General features: G+C 67.4%; 16 protein-coding genes. 15 read left to right on the forward strand and 1 reads right to left on the reverse strand.

Annotated features, from left to right (window positions below; genetic code table 11):
* Positions 1 to 45: 45 nt before the first annotated feature.
* From AC3B5T_RS16235 to AC3B5T_RS16285, 11 genes are all read left to right on the forward strand, one after another.
* Positions 46 to 1,245 (forward strand): glycosyltransferase family 4 protein, encoded by a 1,200-nt coding sequence (locus tag AC3B5T_RS16235; RefSeq protein WP_488357712.1) that lies wholly within the window; start codon positions 46 to 48, stop codon positions 1,243 to 1,245.
* Between the two features lie 285 nt (positions 1,246 to 1,530).
* Complete coding sequence (locus tag AC3B5T_RS16240; RefSeq protein WP_010842978.1) at positions 1,531 to 1,944, forward strand: hypothetical protein; 414 nt, start codon at positions 1,531 to 1,533, stop codon at positions 1,942 to 1,944.
* Entirely contained in the window at positions 1,941 to 2,690 is a 750-nt protein-coding gene (atpB, locus tag AC3B5T_RS16245; protein ID WP_010842979.1) for a F0F1 ATP synthase subunit A, read from the forward strand. The genes AC3B5T_RS16240 and atpB overlap by 4 nt, the downstream gene beginning before the upstream one ends.
* Positions 2,691 to 2,826: 136 nt before the next feature.
* Positions 2,827 to 3,078, forward strand: coding sequence for a F0F1 ATP synthase subunit C (locus AC3B5T_RS16250; protein ID WP_004021252.1), 252 nt, complete (start codon positions 2,827 to 2,829; stop codon positions 3,076 to 3,078).
* A gap of 47 nt (positions 3,079 to 3,125) precedes the next feature.
* Positions 3,126 to 3,614, forward strand: a complete 489-nt coding sequence (locus AC3B5T_RS16255; RefSeq protein WP_488357713.1) for a F0F1 ATP synthase subunit B — start codon at positions 3,126 to 3,128, stop codon at positions 3,612 to 3,614.
* Between the two features lie 2 nt (positions 3,615 to 3,616).
* Positions 3,617 to 5,041 (forward strand): F0F1 ATP synthase subunit B/delta, encoded by a 1,425-nt coding sequence (locus AC3B5T_RS16260; RefSeq protein ID WP_488357714.1) that lies wholly within the window; start codon positions 3,617 to 3,619, stop codon positions 5,039 to 5,041.
* 91 nt (positions 5,042 to 5,132) lie between these two features.
* The gene (gene atpA, locus AC3B5T_RS16265) at positions 5,133 to 6,761 is read left to right on the forward strand and encodes a F0F1 ATP synthase subunit alpha (RefSeq protein ID WP_010842983.1); all 1,629 of its coding nucleotides are present in this window, start codon (positions 5,133 to 5,135) and stop codon (positions 6,759 to 6,761) included.
* A 45-nt stretch (positions 6,762 to 6,806) separates the two neighbouring features.
* Positions 6,807 to 7,730, forward strand: a complete 924-nt coding sequence (locus AC3B5T_RS16270) for a F0F1 ATP synthase subunit gamma (RefSeq protein WP_014926348.1) — start codon at positions 6,807 to 6,809, stop codon at positions 7,728 to 7,730.
* 70 nt (positions 7,731 to 7,800) lie between these two features.
* Positions 7,801 to 9,249 carry a F0F1 ATP synthase subunit beta gene (gene atpD, locus AC3B5T_RS16275; protein WP_010842985.1) on the forward strand — a complete coding sequence of 483 codons (1,449 nt, stop codon included), beginning with the start codon at positions 7,801 to 7,803 and terminating at the stop codon, positions 9,247 to 9,249.
* 9 nt (positions 9,250 to 9,258) lie between these two features.
* Positions 9,259 to 9,639, forward strand: coding sequence for a F0F1 ATP synthase subunit epsilon (locus tag AC3B5T_RS16280; RefSeq protein ID WP_004021258.1), 381 nt, complete (start codon positions 9,259 to 9,261; stop codon positions 9,637 to 9,639).
* 216 nt (positions 9,640 to 9,855) lie between these two features.
* Positions 9,856 to 10,296: a DUF2550 domain-containing protein gene (locus AC3B5T_RS16285; RefSeq protein ID WP_010842986.1), complete on the forward strand. Its 441-nt coding sequence runs from the start codon at positions 9,856 to 9,858 to the stop codon at positions 10,294 to 10,296.
* Here AC3B5T_RS16285 and AC3B5T_RS16290 read toward each other — a convergent pair.
* Positions 10,293 to 10,910, reverse strand: coding sequence for a cob(I)yrinic acid a,c-diamide adenosyltransferase (locus tag AC3B5T_RS16290; protein WP_488357715.1), 618 nt, complete (start codon positions 10,908 to 10,910; stop codon positions 10,293 to 10,295). The genes AC3B5T_RS16285 and AC3B5T_RS16290 overlap by 4 nt on opposite strands.
* A 96-nt stretch (positions 10,911 to 11,006) precedes the next feature.
* On the opposite strand from AC3B5T_RS16290, the gene murA reads away from it, so the two are divergent.
* The 4 genes from murA (at position 11,007) to madC (ending at position 16,388) form a co-directional block, all read left to right on the forward strand.
* A complete protein-coding gene (gene murA / locus AC3B5T_RS16295) occupies positions 11,007 to 12,263 on the forward strand; it encodes a UDP-N-acetylglucosamine 1-carboxyvinyltransferase (RefSeq protein ID WP_014926350.1) in 1,257 nt (418 codons plus the stop codon).
* Between the two features lie 138 nt (positions 12,264 to 12,401).
* Complete coding sequence (gene mdo, locus AC3B5T_RS16300; RefSeq protein ID WP_010842989.1) at positions 12,402 to 13,673, forward strand: NDMA-dependent methanol dehydrogenase; 1,272 nt, start codon at positions 12,402 to 12,404, stop codon at positions 13,671 to 13,673.
* Between the two features lie 76 nt (positions 13,674 to 13,749).
* Complete coding sequence (locus AC3B5T_RS16305; RefSeq protein WP_488357716.1) at positions 13,750 to 14,853, forward strand: MadB family AAA-type ATPase; 1,104 nt, start codon at positions 13,750 to 13,752, stop codon at positions 14,851 to 14,853.
* 5 nt (positions 14,854 to 14,858) lie between these two features.
* Entirely contained in the window at positions 14,859 to 16,388 is a 1,530-nt protein-coding gene (gene madC, locus AC3B5T_RS16310) for a MadC family VWA domain-containing protein (protein ID WP_488357717.1), read from the forward strand.
* The last annotated feature ends 39 nt before the right edge of the window (positions 16,389 to 16,427 follow it).

The raw sequence follows: 16,427 nt of genomic DNA on the forward strand, positions 1-16,427 counted from the left end.
CGCAATGTCAGAGACCCTTGCCCGTCTGACACCGGTGGTGGCGCGATGACCGGTGCCGCACCGGTGTTGCTCGCCGCCGCCGCGGACGGGGGAGGGACGGGGGTCCCCCTGCGCGAGCTCCTGCTCGTGGGGCTCACGGCCGCGGCCATGACCTACCTCCTGACCTCGGCGGTCCGCGTCTTCGCGATCCGCGCCGGCGCGGTCGCCGTGCCGCGGGTCCGCGACGTGCACGTGATCCCGACACCTCGCCTCGGCGGGCTCGGGATGTTCGGTGGAGTGGTCGCCGGCATCGCGCTCGCCGCGAACCTCCCCGCGCTCAATCGCGGATTCGCCTACACCACGGACATGACGGCGGTGATCGCCGCCGGCACGGTGATCGTCCTCGTTGGCGTCGTCGACGACCGGTGGGGCCTGGACGCGCTGACCAAATTCGTCGGTCAGCTCACCGCCGCCGGCGTCCTGGTGCTGCTCGGCATCAGCTGGCTGCAGCTCTACATCCCGTTCGCCGACATCGGCACGCTGGTGCTCGACCCGCTGCAGGCCGGTCTCCTCACGGTCGCGATCACGGTCGCGACGATCAACGCGATCAACTTCGTCGACGGCCTCGACGGTCTGGCCGCGGGATTGGGACTCATCGCCGCGGCGGCGATCTGCATGTTCTCGCTCGGTCTGCTGCGCGACCAGGGCGGCGACGTCAGCTACTACCCCCCGGCCCTCATCTCGGTGGCACTGGCCGGCGCGTGCCTCGGATTCCTGCCGCACAACTTCTCACCCGCACGGATCTTCATGGGTGACTCGGGTGCAATGCTGATCGGTCTGCTGCTCGCCGCGGCCTCCACGAGCGCCTCGGGCCGTATCGCCGTGAACGCCTACGGACCGGCCGATATCTTCACGCTGCTGTCCCCGCTGATCCTCGTCGCCGCCGTCGTCTTCATCCCGATGCTCGACATGCTGCTGGCGGTGATCCGGCGGACCCGGGCCGGCGTCGGTTTCTACACCCCGGACAAGATGCACCTGCACCACCGCCTGCTCGAACTCGGGCACTCGCAGCGCCGGGTCGCGCTGATCATCTATCTGTGGGTCGGGGTGCTCGCGTTCTCGGCGGCGGCCAGCACGCTGTTCCCGCTGTCGGTGGTCGCCCCGGCCTTCGGCGCGGGCCTCGTCGTCGCGATGCTGGTGACGATGGCGCCGCGCCTGCATCGACGCCTCGCCGAACTGCGGACGGCGACCAAGGCCTATCACTGACCGGTGAGACGGGGTCCTGGTGTTTTCGGGAATGCCGCCACTGGGCCTAAGGTAAGGAAACCGTAAACACTGGTGTACTATCGCCTGTAGTAGGCGGTGAGAGCTCAGATCCGGACACAAAGCCCCGGATTCATCTCTTGCCACGTATGACCCCCGGTGAGACGCCAGGAATGGTGTTGGTAGGGTCACACCAAACGCGAGCTGACGCCCAGCGGCCATGTGTTGCTGCACGCACGCGGGTACCCCGTGCCATCGGTATGGAGTAGGAGAGCTGAGGAGAGGGACATGACCGCATCTGCCCCTGAATCGGCCCCCGTCTATCCTCAGGCGCCGACCGGACTCCGCCGCCCCGCGCTCATCGCGGGCGGGTTCGTCGTGGTGGTCGCCGCAGTCTCGCTCGCCGTCGGGCATCCGCTCTTCGCGGTGTTCTTCCTCCTCGGTGTCGCCGGGATCTTCGTCAACGCGATCCTCGTCCGACGTGCCGTCGACGTCGTCGTCGCCGACGACAACCCGCGCAAAACCGCACTTGCTCTCAACTCCGCCATGCGACTCGGTGCCATCACGGCACTCGCGCTGCTGGCGGCTTTCCTGGTCCAACCCGACGGGTTGGGCGCGATGTTCGGACTCGCCATCGGCCAAGTGGTCTTGGTGCTGAACACGGTCATTCCGGTGATGAAAGGACTTCGTAGCCAACCATGACGACCGCCTTCAACCTTGCCGCAGAGGATGGCGAACCGGCCATCCAGGTGGGTCACTACACCAAGTTCGAGTTGTTCGGACTGACCTTCAACCTGGAGACCATCATCGCGACCGCTCTCGCGGCGGTGATCCTGCTCGCGCTGGCCTTCTACCTGAAGTCGAAGGTCACCTCCACGGGCGTGCCGTCCGGCGTGCAGCTCTTCTGGGAGGCCATCACCATCCAGATGCGCGGTCAGGTCGAGAGCGCCATCGGCATGAAGATCGCGCCGTACGTGCTGCCGCTCGCGGTTTCGCTGTTCACCTTCATCCTGATCTCCAACTGGCTGTCGATCCTGCCGCTGCAGGTCGGCCACCACGAGATCCTCAAGCCGCCGGCCGCGGACGTGAACTTCGCCTACGCCCTCGCGCTCTTCGTCTTCGTCTGGTACCAGATCGCCGGCTTCCGGGCTCGCGGCCTGCTGGGTCACCCCAAGCGAATCATCAAGGGACACGTCGCATTCCTCGCGCCGATCAACGTGATCGAGGAGTTCACCAAGCCGATCTCGCTGTCCCTGCGACTCTTCGGCAACGTCTTCGCCGGCAGCATGATGGTCGCCCTCATCGCGCTGTTCCCGCCGTACATCATGTGGGCGCCCAACGCGATCTGGAAGTCCTTCGAGCTCTTCGTCGGTCTGATCCAGGCGTTCATCTTCGCCCTGCTGACGATCCTCTACTTCTCGCAGTCGATGGAGACCGAGGATCACTGACCGCCCACACCGGGCACCCGCGCGGGGCACCTGACGACCGCGCCCACAACCGAACACGACGACCTGCTCCGGCACCTGTCGGCGCAACCTCCAGACCTGACACACCAGATGTCAGCAACGAAAGGGAAATATCACAATGGATCCAATGATTGGCCTCGGCGCACTCATCGGTGGCGGCCTGATCATGGCCGGTGGCGCCGTCGGTGCCGGTATCGGTAACGGTCTGGCCGGTAGCCAGCTGATCGCCGGTATCGCCCGTCAGCCCGAGGCACAGGGTCGCCTGTTCACCCCGTTCTTCATCACCGTCGGTCTGGTCGAGGCGGCCTACTTCATCAACCTGGCCTTCATGGCGCTCTTCGTGTTCGCCACCCCGATCAGCGCCGGCTGATCGTCGCTCTCCCTTTTGTCGCCGAGTAGAAACGACACCTCACCACAATGACGCTTGCTGCAGAGAACTTCCTGCTCCCGAATGGAACGTTCTTCGTTGTCCTGCTCATCTTCGTGATTTTGCTGCTGGTCATCCGCAAGTTCGTGGTTCCGCCGATCCAGCAGGTCCTCGAGGAGCGGGACGCGATGATCCACCGCACCGTGGAGGACAATCGCACCGCCGCCGCCGAATTCGAGGATGCGGACGTGCAGTTCCGTTCGCTCCTGAAGGAAGCGCGCGGTGAGGCCACCGCCAAGCGCGACGACGCTCGCGCCCAGGGTCGTGAACAGCTGAACGAGATGAAGCATGCAGCGACCGCCGAGGCCGACGCCGCTCTGCAGTCGACCAGCTCCGAGCTGGCGACGCAGGGTGAGCAGGCCGCCTCGACGGCTGCAGCTGATGTGGACGCACTCGCCAAGACGCTTGCGGCGCGTGTGCTCGGTGTCGACTCGGCCACTCTTTCCGATACCCGATCGACGAGCGGAGCGGTGAACTGATCATGGCTGCCAACACTGAGACCGAATCCGACCAGGGGCCCATCGGCACCTGGCTCCACGACATCGGTGCTGCGTTCGACCCCGCGATCTTCATCGCTCAGCTCTTCGGCTTCGCGGTCATCATCTTCCTGCTGTGGAAGTACGTCCGCCCGCCGGTGCAGAAGATGATGACAGATCGACAGGAGACGGTGCGCCAGCAGCTCGCCGAGAGCGAGGCCGCTGCCAAGGGCGTCGCCGACGGCAAGCAGGCGCGTGAGAAGGCCGTCGCCGAGGCCAAGGCCGAGGCCGAGCAGCTGAAGAAGGACGCCGAGGCCGACGCCGAGGCGATCACCTCCGACATCCGCGCGCAGGCCGATCACGAGGTCAAGCGCATCTCCGAGCACGGCCGCAACCAGGTCGCCCTGGTGCGCGCCAACCTGGTCCGCCAGTTGCGTACCGATCTCGGACTCACCGCCGTCGACAAGGCCGGCGAACTGGTGCGCAACCACCTGGCCGACGACTCCGCCCAGGCGGCGAGCGTCGACCGGGTCATCGACGAACTGGAGGAGATGTCGGCGGGTACGTCGAACTCCGTCGCCTCCAGCGCCTCGCTCGTCGGGCTGCACGCAATGCGTGCCGCCAGTCGCGATGCCGCACTGGCCGTGTCGGAGCAGTTCGATTCGGCGGCACTCGATCTCGACGGTTCGGCACTGGCCGCCGCATCGGGTGACCTCACCGCGGCGATCAACTTTCTCGGCGAGAACCCGGTGCTGCGCAAGCGCCTGGTCGAGGACGACGAGAACCCCGAGGGCAAGAAGGCCATGGTGCACCGGCTGTTCGACGGCAAGGTCGCCCCGGTCGTCGTCGAGGTCCTCGCGACCGCGTCGAGCCAGCGGTGGTCGTCGTCGAGCGATTTCGTCGTCGGCCTGCGCCGCCAGAACTCCCTGATCGTGCTCACCGCCGCCGAACGCGACGGGGTCATCGAGCAGGTCGAGGACGAGCTCTTCCGTGTGAGCCGAGTCCTCGAGGCCAACCCGCAGCTCTCCTCGCTGCTGTCGGACCACGGCAAGGACGCCGACAAGCGCGTCGATCTGCTCCAGAAGCTGGTCGGCGACAAGGTCGGCACCCACACCTGGACGCTGCTGTCCTCGACCGTGCGCCTGCTGCACGGCCAGGCCGCGGACGTCGCGGTCGATCAGCTCGCCGAGCTGGCCGCCGCCCGTCGCGGCGAGTCGGTCGCCCACGTGGTGTCCGCCTCACCGCTGTCGGACGCCCAGATCGATCGACTGTCGAGCGTGCTCGGCGGAATCTACGGTCGGACCATCTCGGTGCAGACCGAGGTCGCGCCGGAGCTGCTCGGCGGTCTCCGGATCAGTGTCGGCGACGAGGTCATCGACGCCGATGTCGCGACGCGACTGGCCAAGGCCGCGGAAACACTGCCGCGCTGACGAGCTCCTCACCCGACCACCCGAACCCACGAAGCCCCAGAGCTCAGAGCCTTTGAGTCTCAGAGCCACATCAAAGGAAAGACGAGAACCCATGGCGGAGTTGACGATCTCACCAGACGAGATCAAGGGAGCGATCGAGCAGTACGTCTCGTCGTTCGAAGCCGAAGCGTCGCGTGACGAGGTCGGCATCATCACCGATACGTCGGACGGCATCGCTCACGTCAGCGGCCTTCCGAGCGCAATGGCCAACGAGCTCCTCGAGTTCCCGGGCGGCGTCCTCGGCGTCGCGCTGAACCTCGACGAGGACGAGATCGGCGCCGTCATCCTGGGTGACTACGAGTCCCTGGAAGAAGGCCAGCAGGTCAGCCGTACCGGCGACGTGCTCTCCGTGCCCGTCGGCGATGCGTTTCTCGGACGCGTCGTCAACCCGCTGGGCGCCCCGATCGACGGCCAGGGCGACATCGAGGCCGACGAGCAGCGCGTCCTCGAGCTGCAGGCCGCATCGGTGCTCGAGCGCCAGCCGGTCGAGGAGTCCCTCGCCACCGGCATCAAGGCCATCGACGCGATGACCGCCATCGGCCGCGGACAGCGTCAGCTCGTCATCGGCGACCGCAAGACCGGCAAGACCGCGGTCTGCATCGACGCCATCCTGAACCAGAAGGCCAACTGGGAGACCGGCGACCCCGCCAAGCAGGTTCGCTGCATCTACGTCGCGATCGGTCAGAAGGGCTCGACCATCGCGGGCGTCAAGTCGGCGCTCGAAGAGGCCGGCGCGATGGAGTACACCACCATCGTCGCGGCTCCTGCCTCGGACTCGGCCGGCTTCAAGTGGCTGGCGCCCTACACCGGCTCGGCCATCGGCCAGCACTGGATGTACCAGGGCAAGCACGTCCTCATCGTGTTCGACGACCTGACCAAGCAGGCCGAGGCCTACCGCGCGATCTCGCTGCTGCTGCGTCGCCCGCCGGGCCGCGAGGCATACCCGGGTGACGTCTTCTACTTGCACTCCCGTCTGCTGGAGCGTTGCGCGAAGCTGTCCGACGAGCTCGGCGGTGGCTCGATGACCGGTCTGCCGATCATCGAGACCAAGGCCAACGACGTCTCGGCGTTCATCCCGACCAACGTCATCTCGATCACCGACGGTCAGGTCTTCCTGGAGTCGGACCTCTTCAACAAGGGTGTCCGTCCCGCCATCAACGTCGGTACCTCGGTGTCGCGCGTCGGTGGTGCTGCACAGACCAAGGGCCTCAAGAAGGTGTCGGGCTCGCTGCGTCTGGAGCTGGCCCAGTTCCGTGAGCTGGAGGCCTTCTCGGCCTTCGCCTCCGACCTCGACGACGCGTCCAAGGCGCAGCTCGAGCGCGGTGCCCGCTGGGTCGAGATGCTCAAGCAGGACCAGTACACCCCCTTCTCGGTCGAGGACCAGATCGTCTCGATCTACCTCTGCGGTGAAGGCCACTACGACTCGGTCCCGGTCGACGACGTGCGCAACTTCGAGACCCAGCTGCTGAGCCACCTGCACCACAACGCGACCGGTGTCTACGACTCGATCGCCGGCGGCAAGGTCCTCACCGACGACCAGGCCGAGGCCCTGATCGCCGAGACCAACAAGTTCAAGAACGGCTACCTCACCCACGACGGCCGTCGTGTCGTCAACGAGGCCGAGGCCGAGGCGATGGATGCCGACAACGTCGAGAACGAAGAGATCAAGATCCGCAAGTGATCTCAGACGTCAACGGACATTGCGATAAGGAAGGGGTGAGGGCTCATGGCCAGCATTCGTGAGCTGCGCTCACGCATCCGGTCGGTCCAGTCGACCAAGAAGATCACCAAGGCGCAGGAACTGATCGCGACTTCGCGCATCACCAAGGCCCAGGGACGGGTGGCCGCGGCCAAGCCGTACTCGCAGGAGATGACCGCCGTGCTCTCCGAGCTGGCGAGCAACTCGGGTTCGCTGGACAACCCGCTGCTCAACGAGCGGGAGAACCCGAAGCGCGCCGCGATCCTGGTCGTCACCAGCGATCGCGGTATGTGCGGCGGCTACAACGCCAACGTGCTGAAGGCGACCCGCGAACTCATCGCGCTCCTGCGCGAGGAGGGCAAGGAAGCCGTCCTGTTCGTCATGGGACGCAAGGGCGTGGGGTTCTTCGGCTTCCGGGGTCTCGAGGTCGCCGATTCCTGGACGGGCTTCTCGGAGTCCCCGCAGTACTCGGACGCCGCGACCGCGACGAGCTTCCTCGTGGATCTCTTCGTGGCCGGGTCGGGCACCGAGGTCGAGCGCCCGGGCGGCGACGGCAGCCTCGAGGGCGTCGACGAGCTGCACCTCGTGTACACGCGCTTCCAGTCGATGCTGGCGCAGGTGCCGGAGGTCCGGCGGGTCGCGCCGCTGGTCGTGTCGACCGACGACGATTCGTCCGACGACACGCCGTCGCGCAACTACACCTTCGAACCCGGGGCCGAGACGCTGCTCGACGCGCTGCTGCCGAAGTACGTGGCGACGCGGGTCTACGCGGCACTGCTGGATTCGTCGGCATCGGAGTCGGCCGCGCGCCGTACCGCGATGAAGGCCGCGACCGACAACGCCGAGGACCTGTCCAAGTCGTTGTCGCGCGAGGCCAACCAGCTCCGCCAGGCCCAGATCACCCAGGAAATCAGCGAGATCGTCGGCGGCTCGAGCGCACTGGCGAACTAGCCGTCTGCGCCAGTCGAGTCCGGACCGACGAGAACCCATACTTCGATAAAGAGGAAGTGACCCAAGCACCATGACCGCAGCAGTAGAAACCCCCTCCGCGCAGTCGGCGGGTTCCGCCGACGGGCGGGTCGTCCGCATCATCGGCCCCGTGGTCGACGTCGAGTTCCCGCGGGGCTCGATTCCTGAACTGTTCAACGCCCTGCACGCCGAGGTCGCGCTCTCCTCGGTCGCCAAGACGCTGACCCTCGAGGTCGCCCAGCACCTCGGCGACAACCTGGTGCGCACCATCTCGATGCAGCCGACCGACGGCCTGGTCCGCGGCGCGGCGGTGTCCGACACCGGCAAGTCGATCGTCGTGCCGGTCGGTGACGTCGTGAAGGGTCACGTCTTCAACGCCCTCGGCGACTGCCTCGACAGCCCGGGCCTCGGCCGCGACGGCGAGCAGTGGAGCATCCACCGCAAGCCGCCGGCCTTCGACGAGCTCGAGGGCAAGACCGAGATCCTCGAGACCGGCATCAAGGTCATCGACCTGCTGACCCCGTACGTCAAGGGCGGGAAGATCGGTCTGTTCGGTGGTGCCGGTGTCGGCAAGACCGTGCTCATCCAGGAGATGATCACGCGTATTGCGCGTGAGTTCTCCGGTACGTCGGTGTTCGCCGGCGTCGGCGAGCGCACCCGTGAGGGCACCGACCTCCACCTCGAGATGGAGGAGATGGGCGTTCTCCAGGACACCGCGTTGGTGTTCGGTCAGATGGACGAGCCGCCGGGCACGCGTATGCGCGTGGCTCTGTCGGCGCTGACCATGGCGGAGTACTTCCGCGATGTGAAGCACCAGGACGTGCTGCTCTTCATCGACAACATCTTCCGCTTCACGCAGGCCGGCTCGGAGGTCTCGACCCTCCTCGGTCGTATGCCGTCCGCGGTCGGTTACCAGCCGACGCTGGCCGACGAGATGGGTGAGCTCCAGGAGCGCATCACGTCGACCAAGGGCCGCTCGATCACCTCGCTGCAGGCGATCTACGTCCCCGCCGACGACTACACCGACCCGGCGCCGGCCACCACGTTCGCGCACCTCGATGCGACCACCGAGCTCTCGCGTCCGATCTCACAGCTGGGTATCTACCCCGCCGTGGACCCGCTGACCTCGACCTCGCGCATCCTCGAGGCGTCGATCGTGGGCGACGAGCACTTCCGCGTCGCCAACGAGGTCAAGCGCATCCTGCAGAAGTACAAGGAACTGCAGGACATCATCGCCATCCTCGGTATGGACGAGCTCTCCGAAGAGGACAAGGTCACGGTGCAGCGCGCTCGCCGTATCCAGAAGTTCCTCGGCCAGAACTTCCTCGTCGCCGAGAAGTTCACCGGCCAGAAGGGCTCGGTCGTTCCGCTCGCCGACACCATCGAGGCCTTTGACCGTGTCGCCAAGGGCGAGTTCGACCACCTGCCCGAGCAGGCGTTCAACAGCTGCGGTGGACTCGACGACGTGGAGGCCGCCGCCGCCAAGATCAGCGGAAAGTAGCGATTCGCCATGGCTGAGAAGTCCTTCCACGTGGAGGTTGTCTCCGCGGATCAGAGCCTGTACTCGGGAGAGGCCACGTTCGTGATCGCGCAGACCACCGTCGGTGAGCTGGGTGTCCTGGCCAACCACGAGCCGCTCCTGGGCCAGCTGGTCCCGGGTGGCTTCGTGGTGATCGTCGAGGAGAACGGCAACCGTCGCGCGGCAGCGGTCGAGGGCGGATTCCTCTCCGTCACCGGCGAAGCCGTCACGGTGCTGGCGGAGTCTGCCGACTGGGCTGACGACGTCGACGTCAACGCGGAGAAGACCGCGCTCGACGAAGCGGAGCCGGATTCGCCGGAGTACCACCGTGCTCACGCGCGTTTGACTGCGGCACAACACCTTTCACGCTAGAACGGACCGCGCGAGCGGTTCGGGTCAACGACCGGCCTCGGCCGGCCACCGGGATCACCCCGGTGGCCGGCCGAGGCCGTTTGGCGTCTCATGTGCAGGTTCTGGCATGCTTGTGATCACAGCCCCCTGTCCCGCGTGCGCGCAGCCCAAGCCGTCTTGAGCCCTACCGGGTTCGACGCTTCGTTCGCACGCGGTGACCGGACGAAGGAGTAGGTGATGTCGCTGGCGGTCGTGTTGCTCAGTGTGCTGCTGGCGGTGGCGGTCCTGGTGTGTGCGCTCCTGATCATTCGCCTCGCCCAGCTTCGGCGTGCCGGCACGCCGGTCCTGCTGCGCACCGTGCCCGCGGCGGTCGACGAGGGATGGCGGCACGGCACGGTGCACTACAGCGACAACTCGCTGCGGTACTACCGCCTCACGTCCCTCAAGCCCGGACCGAACGTGACGTTCGCACGACAGGGGATGGAGATCTCCGGTCGTCGCGCGCCCGAAGGAACCGAGACCGAGATCCTGGACGGCATGCTCATCCTGCAGGTCCAGACCGCAGGCCAGGCCGATGACGACTACGAACTGGCCATGGGGCCGGGCGCGGTGACAGCGTTCCAGTCCTGGCTGGAATCCCGTCAGTCCGCGAGATCGCAGCGGCGCAAGAGCGCCTAGGATCGCTTCTTCGCCGGGGGCCGTTGCCGGCTACCGCCAGGCACCCATTTGACGTCACCGGGTGAGTCCGCGGTCGTGCGGTTCGCGACCCGCGACAGGATGAACAACAGATCCGACAGCCGGTTGAGGTACTTCGCCGGCAGCACGCTGGTGTCATCCGGATGGGTGGCGACCGCGGCCCACGCCGACCGTTCCGCCCGCCTGGTGACCGTTCGTGCCTGGTGCAGCAGTGCGGCGAGGGGTGTCCCGCCCGGCAGGATGAACGAGTCGAGCGCAGGGAGATCGGCGCCGAAGGAATCGCACCAGCGCTCCAGGGCGTCGATGTAGTCCTGGGCGATGCGCAACGGCGGGTACTCGGGATCGTCGACCACGGGCGTGGACAGATCTGCGCCGGCGTCGAAGAGGTCGTTCTGGATCGTGGTGAGGACTTCCCGGATGTCGCCGGGTACGTCGCCGCCGAGCGCGAGGGCGAGACCGATGGTGGCGTTCGCCTCGTCACAATCGGCGTAGGCCACCACGCGCGGGTCGGTCTTGGGGACCCTCGAGAAGTCGCTCAGTCCGGTGGAACCGTCGTCACCGGTCCGGGTGTAGATCCTCGTCAGGTGTACCGCCATGCGTCGAATGTACTGCGCGGGACCCGCGCGGCCGGACGCACGGGGTCGGACGTACGGGCCGGGGGCCGGTGAACCCGGGCGGTTAAGGTGGCAGGCGTGAGTGATCGGTTTCTGGTGTCCGGGGGAGCGCGTCTGTCCGGCGAGGTGGCAGTGGGCGGCGCGAAGAACAGCGTCCTGAAACTGATGGCCGCCGCACTCCTCGCCGAGGGGACGACCGTGCTGACCAACGCACCCGAGATCGCCGACGTCCCGTTGATGGCCGACGTACTCCGCGGTCTGGGTGCGGTCGTCGACATGGACGGCGAGACGGTGTCGATCACCGCCCCGGCGGAACCGAAGTTCCACGCCGACTTCGCGGCCGTCCGGCAGTTCCGCGCCTCGGTCTGCGTTCTCGGTCCGCTGATGGCGCGCTGCCATCGAGCCGTCGTCGCGCTGCCCGGCGGCGACGCGATCGGGTCGCGGCCACTCGACATGCACCAGGCGGGTCTGCGCGCGCTGGGCGCCACCAGCTCCATCGAACACGGTTGTGTGGTCGCCGAAGCCGACAGGCTGATCGGCGCACCGATCGCGTTGGAGTTCCCCTCGGTGGGGGCGACCGAGAACATCCTGATGGCGGCCGTGCTGGCCGAGGGGCAGACCACCATCGACAACGCCGCGCGCGAGCCGGAGATCGTCGACCTCTGCGTGATGCTGCAACAGATGGGCGCACGGATCGACGGAGCCGGAACGTCGACGCTGACCGTGGTCGGCGTCGACCGGCTGCAGCCGACCACCCATCGGGTCGTCGGGGACCGCATCGTCGGGGCCACCTGGGGGATCGCGGCCGCGATGACCCGCGGTGACGTGACCGTCCGGGGCGTGAAACCCCAACACCTGCAACTGGTCCTGAACAAACTGGTGGACACCGGAGCCGTGGTCGACACCTTCGACGACGGCTTCCGGGTCCGGCACGACCGTCGTCCGACCGCCGTCAACGTCTCCACGCTGCCGTTCCCCGGCTTTCCCACCGATCTGCAGCCGATGGCCATCGGTCTCGCGTCCATCTCCGACGGCATGTCGGTCATCACCGAGAACGTCTTCGAGGCCCGGTTCCGGTTCGTCGAGGAGATGATCCGTCTGGGTGCCGACGCGCGGACCGATGGTCACCACGCGGTCATCCGCGGGATCGACCGCCTCTCGAGTGCGCCGGTCTGGTGCTCGGACATCCGCGCGGGAGCCGGCCTCGTACTGGCCGGACTCGTCGCCGACGGCGTGACCGAGGTGCACGACGTCGAGCACATCGACCGGGGCTATCCGCATTTCGTGGAGATCCTGCGCAGTCTCGGGGGCGAGATCGAGCGCGTGCGCGACTGAACCTGTCCGATCGGGCAGGTACCGACCCGTCCCTGCGGGTGCACTGTGGTCGAGTACGGGCAGGACCCCTTGTCCCGGTTGTGATCTGGGCGACATTCTCGTTGTGACAGACCCAACCGTCACAAGGAGTTCACCACCATGGCCATTGAGCTGAACCAGATCTGGGACTTCCCGATCAAGGAGTTCCACCCGTTCCCGAAGGCGAAACTGGGTGTCGGCGCACACGACATGCTCGGTGTGGAGGCCAAGGACCTGGGCATGACCCGCGCGCTGCTGATGACCACGGGACTGCGCGGCTCCGGCATCATCGAGGAGCTCATCGGCAAGATCGAGTACCAGGGCGTCGACGTGGTGCTCTACGACCAGGTGGAGTCCAACCCCAAGGACTACAACTGCATGGACGCCGCAGCTCTCTACCAGTCGGAGAAGTGCGACGGCATCATCTCGGTGGGCGGCGGCTCCAGTCACGACGCCGCCAAGGGCGCGCGTATGGTCATCGCCCACGACGGCCGCAACATCAACGAGTTCGAAGGGTTCTCCAAGGCGACCAACAAGGAGAACCCGAAGCACATCGCGGTCTCGACGACGGCCGGCACGGGGTCGGAGACCTCCTGGGCCTACGTCATCACCGACACGTCGGACATGAACAAGCCGCACAAGTGGGTGGCCTTCGACGACACCTGTCTCGTCGATCTCGCCATGGACGACCCCCTGCTCTACTACACGTGCCCCGAGCACTTCACCGCGTTCTGCGGCTTCGACGTGCTCGCCCACGCCAGCGAGCCCTACGTGTCGCGTCTGGACTTCGCGCCCTCGCTGGGCAATGCCAAGTACTCGATCGAGCTGATCCGCGACCATCTGCGTACCGCGGTGTACGACCCGCGCAATCTCGAAGCCCGAACCGGCATGATGCATGCCCAGTACATCGCCGCACAGGCCTTCAACTCCGGCGGTCTCGGACTCGTGCACTCGCTGTCGCACGCGGTGAGCGCGTTCTACGACAGCCATCACGGCCTGAACAACGCGATCGCCCTGCCCCGCGTGTGGGAGTACAACCTCCCGGCCCGTTTCGAGCGCTACGCCGAGATCGCGGCCCTGCTCGGTGTCGACACGTCGAAGATGACCACCGTCCAGGCCGCCGACGCCGCCGTCGAGGAGGCCATCCGGCTGTCCAAGGACCTCGGCATCCCGGACAACTTCGGTCAGTTGTCGACGAGCAGCTACGACAAGAACCGGATGAACACCGGCAAGTACGAAGGTCGTGGCGAGACCATGGACACCTCCGACAAGCAGATCCGCGCGATCGCCGAGCACATGATGGACGACTGGTGCACGCCGGGCAATCCGCGGGAGAGCACCGTCGAATCGCTGATCCCGATGGTGGCGCACGCCTTCACCGGCAGCTACTGACGCGCGCCCGCCTGCACCCTGATCCGAGATCCCCTCTGTACTGAGAACCGTAGGCCGACAAGGAGTCCGACATCCGATGACGCACGTGTGCGCACCCAGGGCAGCAACCGAGGACATCACCCCGGACAGCCGTTCCTTCCCTTCGGTGGAGGAGCTGACCGATGCGCTGGGCGGGCAGGGGTACCTGATCGGTCCGGAACTGGCGGTCGTCGTCCATCTCGCGACGCTCCTCGACCGGCCCCTCCTGCTGGAGGGGCCGGCCGGGGTCGGCAAGACGGAGCTGGCGAAAGCGCTGGCGGCGGCATCGGGTCGCGAGCTCGTCCGGCTGCAGTGCTACGAGGGTCTCGACGAGTCGCGCGCCCTCTACGAATGGGACTACGCACGACAGCTTCTCCACGTGCAGATGCTGCGGGACCGGATCAGTGCCGAGCTCGCCGCCGAGACGACCCTCTCGGCCGCGAGTTCGGCACTGGCGCGCGCCGAGGTCGGCGTCTACACCGAGGACTTCCTGGTCGCGCGACCACTCCTGGCGGCCATCACGTCGTCGTCGCCGACTGTCCTCCTCGTCGACGAGATCGACCGCACCGACGAGGCGATGGAGGCGGTCATGCTCGAGGTCCTCGCCGAGCGCCAGGTGACGGTCCCCGAACTGGGGACGTTCGCGGCTCGATCGTCGCCGTGGGTCATCCTGACCTCCAACGACACCCGTGAACTCTCGCCGGCGCTCAAGCGTCGTTGCCTGCACTTCCAGGTCGACTATCCGGATCCGCAGACCGAACGCGACATCGTCGCGGTCCGCGCACCCGACGTCGAGGAGACGGTCATCGGTGAGGTGGTCGACCTCGCGCGTCGCCTCCGGGACCTCCCATTGCGCAAGAGCCCGTCCATCGCCGAGGTGATCGACGCCGCACGGGCCGCCTCCTATCTCCGAAGCCGGGACGGGCAGCCGGGCACGCCGATCGACGCGCACCATCACGGTGCGCTGCTGGCGCTGCTCGTGAAATTCGGATCCGACGGCGAGATCGCCCGGCGCGCACTGTCCGCCGAGTCCGACGCCGGGGGCTCGCGGGCGACCGGATCGCCGATCGGGGTCGACGGGTCGACGCCCGGCGGGTCGGTGACCGCGCGCGCGTTCGGTGCCGGACGGGCCCGCAGCGCGGGTGCCCGCCCGGGCCGGTGACCTCCATGCCGGTTGCCACGTCGAGGCGGGCGGACCCGCTCGATCTGCTCGCCGTCGCGTTCGGGCGGGTCCTGCGGAGCTCCGGCGTCGCGGCCTCGCCGGCCGAGGTGATCGAGATCCGCCGCACCCTGGCGATGGTCGGGCCCGCCGAGCCGGCGGTCCTGCGCGCGGCACTGCAGAGTGTCTGCGTCAAATACGGTCATGAGACAGCGGGTTTCGCGCGGGCGTTCGAGCTGTTCTTCCTCGGCGCCGAACCCGATCCGGCGCACGGGGACGACCTTCCCCGGGCGCGCGGGGTGGCGGCGGATCTGCCCGATGACGTCGTCTGGGACGAGGAGTTCGAGGGTGCTGCCCGGCAGATCGGTGCCGACGAACACACCGACGAGATCGGCGACCTGATGGCGGACGATCCCGATGCCGGGCACCGCGACGCCGAGAGCGCTCACCGTGAGGAGAACGACTTCAGCGTCTCGGCCGGAGCCGAGCAGCTCGGTGTCGACCCGGATGGCGGAACGACCGGCGGGGGAGTGACGTACACCGTCGAGGTCGACACCGCCGACTCGTCGACGGTCGGCGAACTGACCGGACCTGCGGCCCGGGTCTCGAGCCGGCCACTCGGGCTGGCCGGTGCCTCGGCCATCCTGGCCGCTCTCGACGCGTACGATCCGCGCAAGGCCTACGGTGTCGACGGCACCGACGATCTCGGCGACGTCCGGAGGGCCGAACTGGAACGTGCACTCGGTGCCTTCGTGGACGCGCTGGTCGCGCGGCTGGACGGCGGCGCCGTCGAGGCGGTGTCAGGCGTCGACCGTCCGGCCGAGGCCTACGTCGACCAGGCCGAGATCGACCGTGCATGTCACCGGCTGATCCAGCGCATGCGGGGCGCGCCGCGGCGCGTTGTCCGCCCGGTCGACCGCGGGGCCCTCGACATCCGGGCGACGATGCGCGCGGCGGTCGCGACCGACGGCGTGCCTGCCGAACTGTGGCGTCGTCGCAGGCGGCCCGGTCCGGTCCGGATGCTGGTCCTCGTCGACGTCTCGCTCTCGGTCCGTCCGGTCACCGGGTTCATCCTGCGTCTCGCACAGACATTGCACCGCTTCGGCGACCGTTGTGAGGTCATCGCATTCGTCGATCGGCCGGTGCGTGTCACGACCGCCCTGCGGACCGCGGCGGCCGGCTCGGCACTCGCGGCGGTGCTCGCCGCAGACGGCCTCGACCTCGCCGCGACCAGCGACTACGGGCGCATGTTCGGCGAGTTGCTGGGCGAGTTCGGCGACCTCATCGGCAGGCGGACATCGGTGCTCGTCGTCGGGGACGCGCGCAGCAACGGACTCGACCCGCGTGTCAACCTGGTCGCCGAGGTGGGTCGCCGATCTCACCGGATCGCCTGGATCACACCGGAACCCGAACGCTACTGGGCGCAGTCCGGATGTGCGATGGCCGACTACGCCGACCATTGCAGCGGCGTCGTCAGTGTGCGTGACGGCGCCGAGATGCTCGCGCGCTGCGACGAGTTGGGTGCGGCGCTCAGATGACGTGGGTAGCGTCGGGGTACCGGTGAGCCGGGCGGTCGG

This window comes from Gordonia sp. G4 (genome assembly GCF_057770005.1).

What these genes read in the sequence shown, in the direction of transcription:
- AC3B5T_RS16235 (WP_488357712.1), top strand. Translation starts at nt 46, where the DNA reads ATGACCGGTGCCGCACCGGTGTTGCTCGCCGCCGCCGCGGACGGGGGA.
- AC3B5T_RS16240 (WP_010842978.1), top strand. Translation starts at nt 1,531, where the DNA reads ATGACCGCATCTGCCCCTGAATCGGCCCCCGTCTATCCTCAGGCGCCG.
- atpB (WP_010842979.1), top strand. Translation starts at nt 1,941, where the DNA reads ATGACGACCGCCTTCAACCTTGCCGCAGAGGATGGCGAACCGGCCATC.
- AC3B5T_RS16250 (WP_004021252.1), top strand. Translation starts at nt 2,827, where the DNA reads ATGGATCCAATGATTGGCCTCGGCGCACTCATCGGTGGCGGCCTGATC.
- AC3B5T_RS16255 (WP_488357713.1), top strand. Translation starts at nt 3,126, where the DNA reads ATGACGCTTGCTGCAGAGAACTTCCTGCTCCCGAATGGAACGTTCTTC.
- AC3B5T_RS16260 (WP_488357714.1), top strand. Translation starts at nt 3,617, where the DNA reads ATGGCTGCCAACACTGAGACCGAATCCGACCAGGGGCCCATCGGCACC.
- atpA (WP_010842983.1), top strand. Translation starts at nt 5,133, where the DNA reads ATGGCGGAGTTGACGATCTCACCAGACGAGATCAAGGGAGCGATCGAG.
- AC3B5T_RS16270 (WP_014926348.1), top strand. Translation starts at nt 6,807, where the DNA reads ATGGCCAGCATTCGTGAGCTGCGCTCACGCATCCGGTCGGTCCAGTCG.
- atpD (WP_010842985.1), top strand. Translation starts at nt 7,801, where the DNA reads ATGACCGCAGCAGTAGAAACCCCCTCCGCGCAGTCGGCGGGTTCCGCC.
- AC3B5T_RS16280 (WP_004021258.1), top strand. Translation starts at nt 9,259, where the DNA reads ATGGCTGAGAAGTCCTTCCACGTGGAGGTTGTCTCCGCGGATCAGAGC.
- AC3B5T_RS16285 (WP_010842986.1), top strand. Translation starts at nt 9,856, where the DNA reads ATGTCGCTGGCGGTCGTGTTGCTCAGTGTGCTGCTGGCGGTGGCGGTC.
- AC3B5T_RS16290 (WP_488357715.1), bottom strand. Translation starts at nt 10,910, where the DNA reads ATGGCGGTACACCTGACGAGGATCTACACCCGGACCGGTGACGACGGT.
- mdo (WP_010842989.1), top strand. Translation starts at nt 12,402, where the DNA reads ATGGCCATTGAGCTGAACCAGATCTGGGACTTCCCGATCAAGGAGTTC.
- AC3B5T_RS16305 (WP_488357716.1), top strand. Translation starts at nt 13,750, where the DNA reads ATGACGCACGTGTGCGCACCCAGGGCAGCAACCGAGGACATCACCCCG.
- madC (WP_488357717.1), top strand. Translation starts at nt 14,859, where the DNA reads ATGCCGGTTGCCACGTCGAGGCGGGCGGACCCGCTCGATCTGCTCGCC.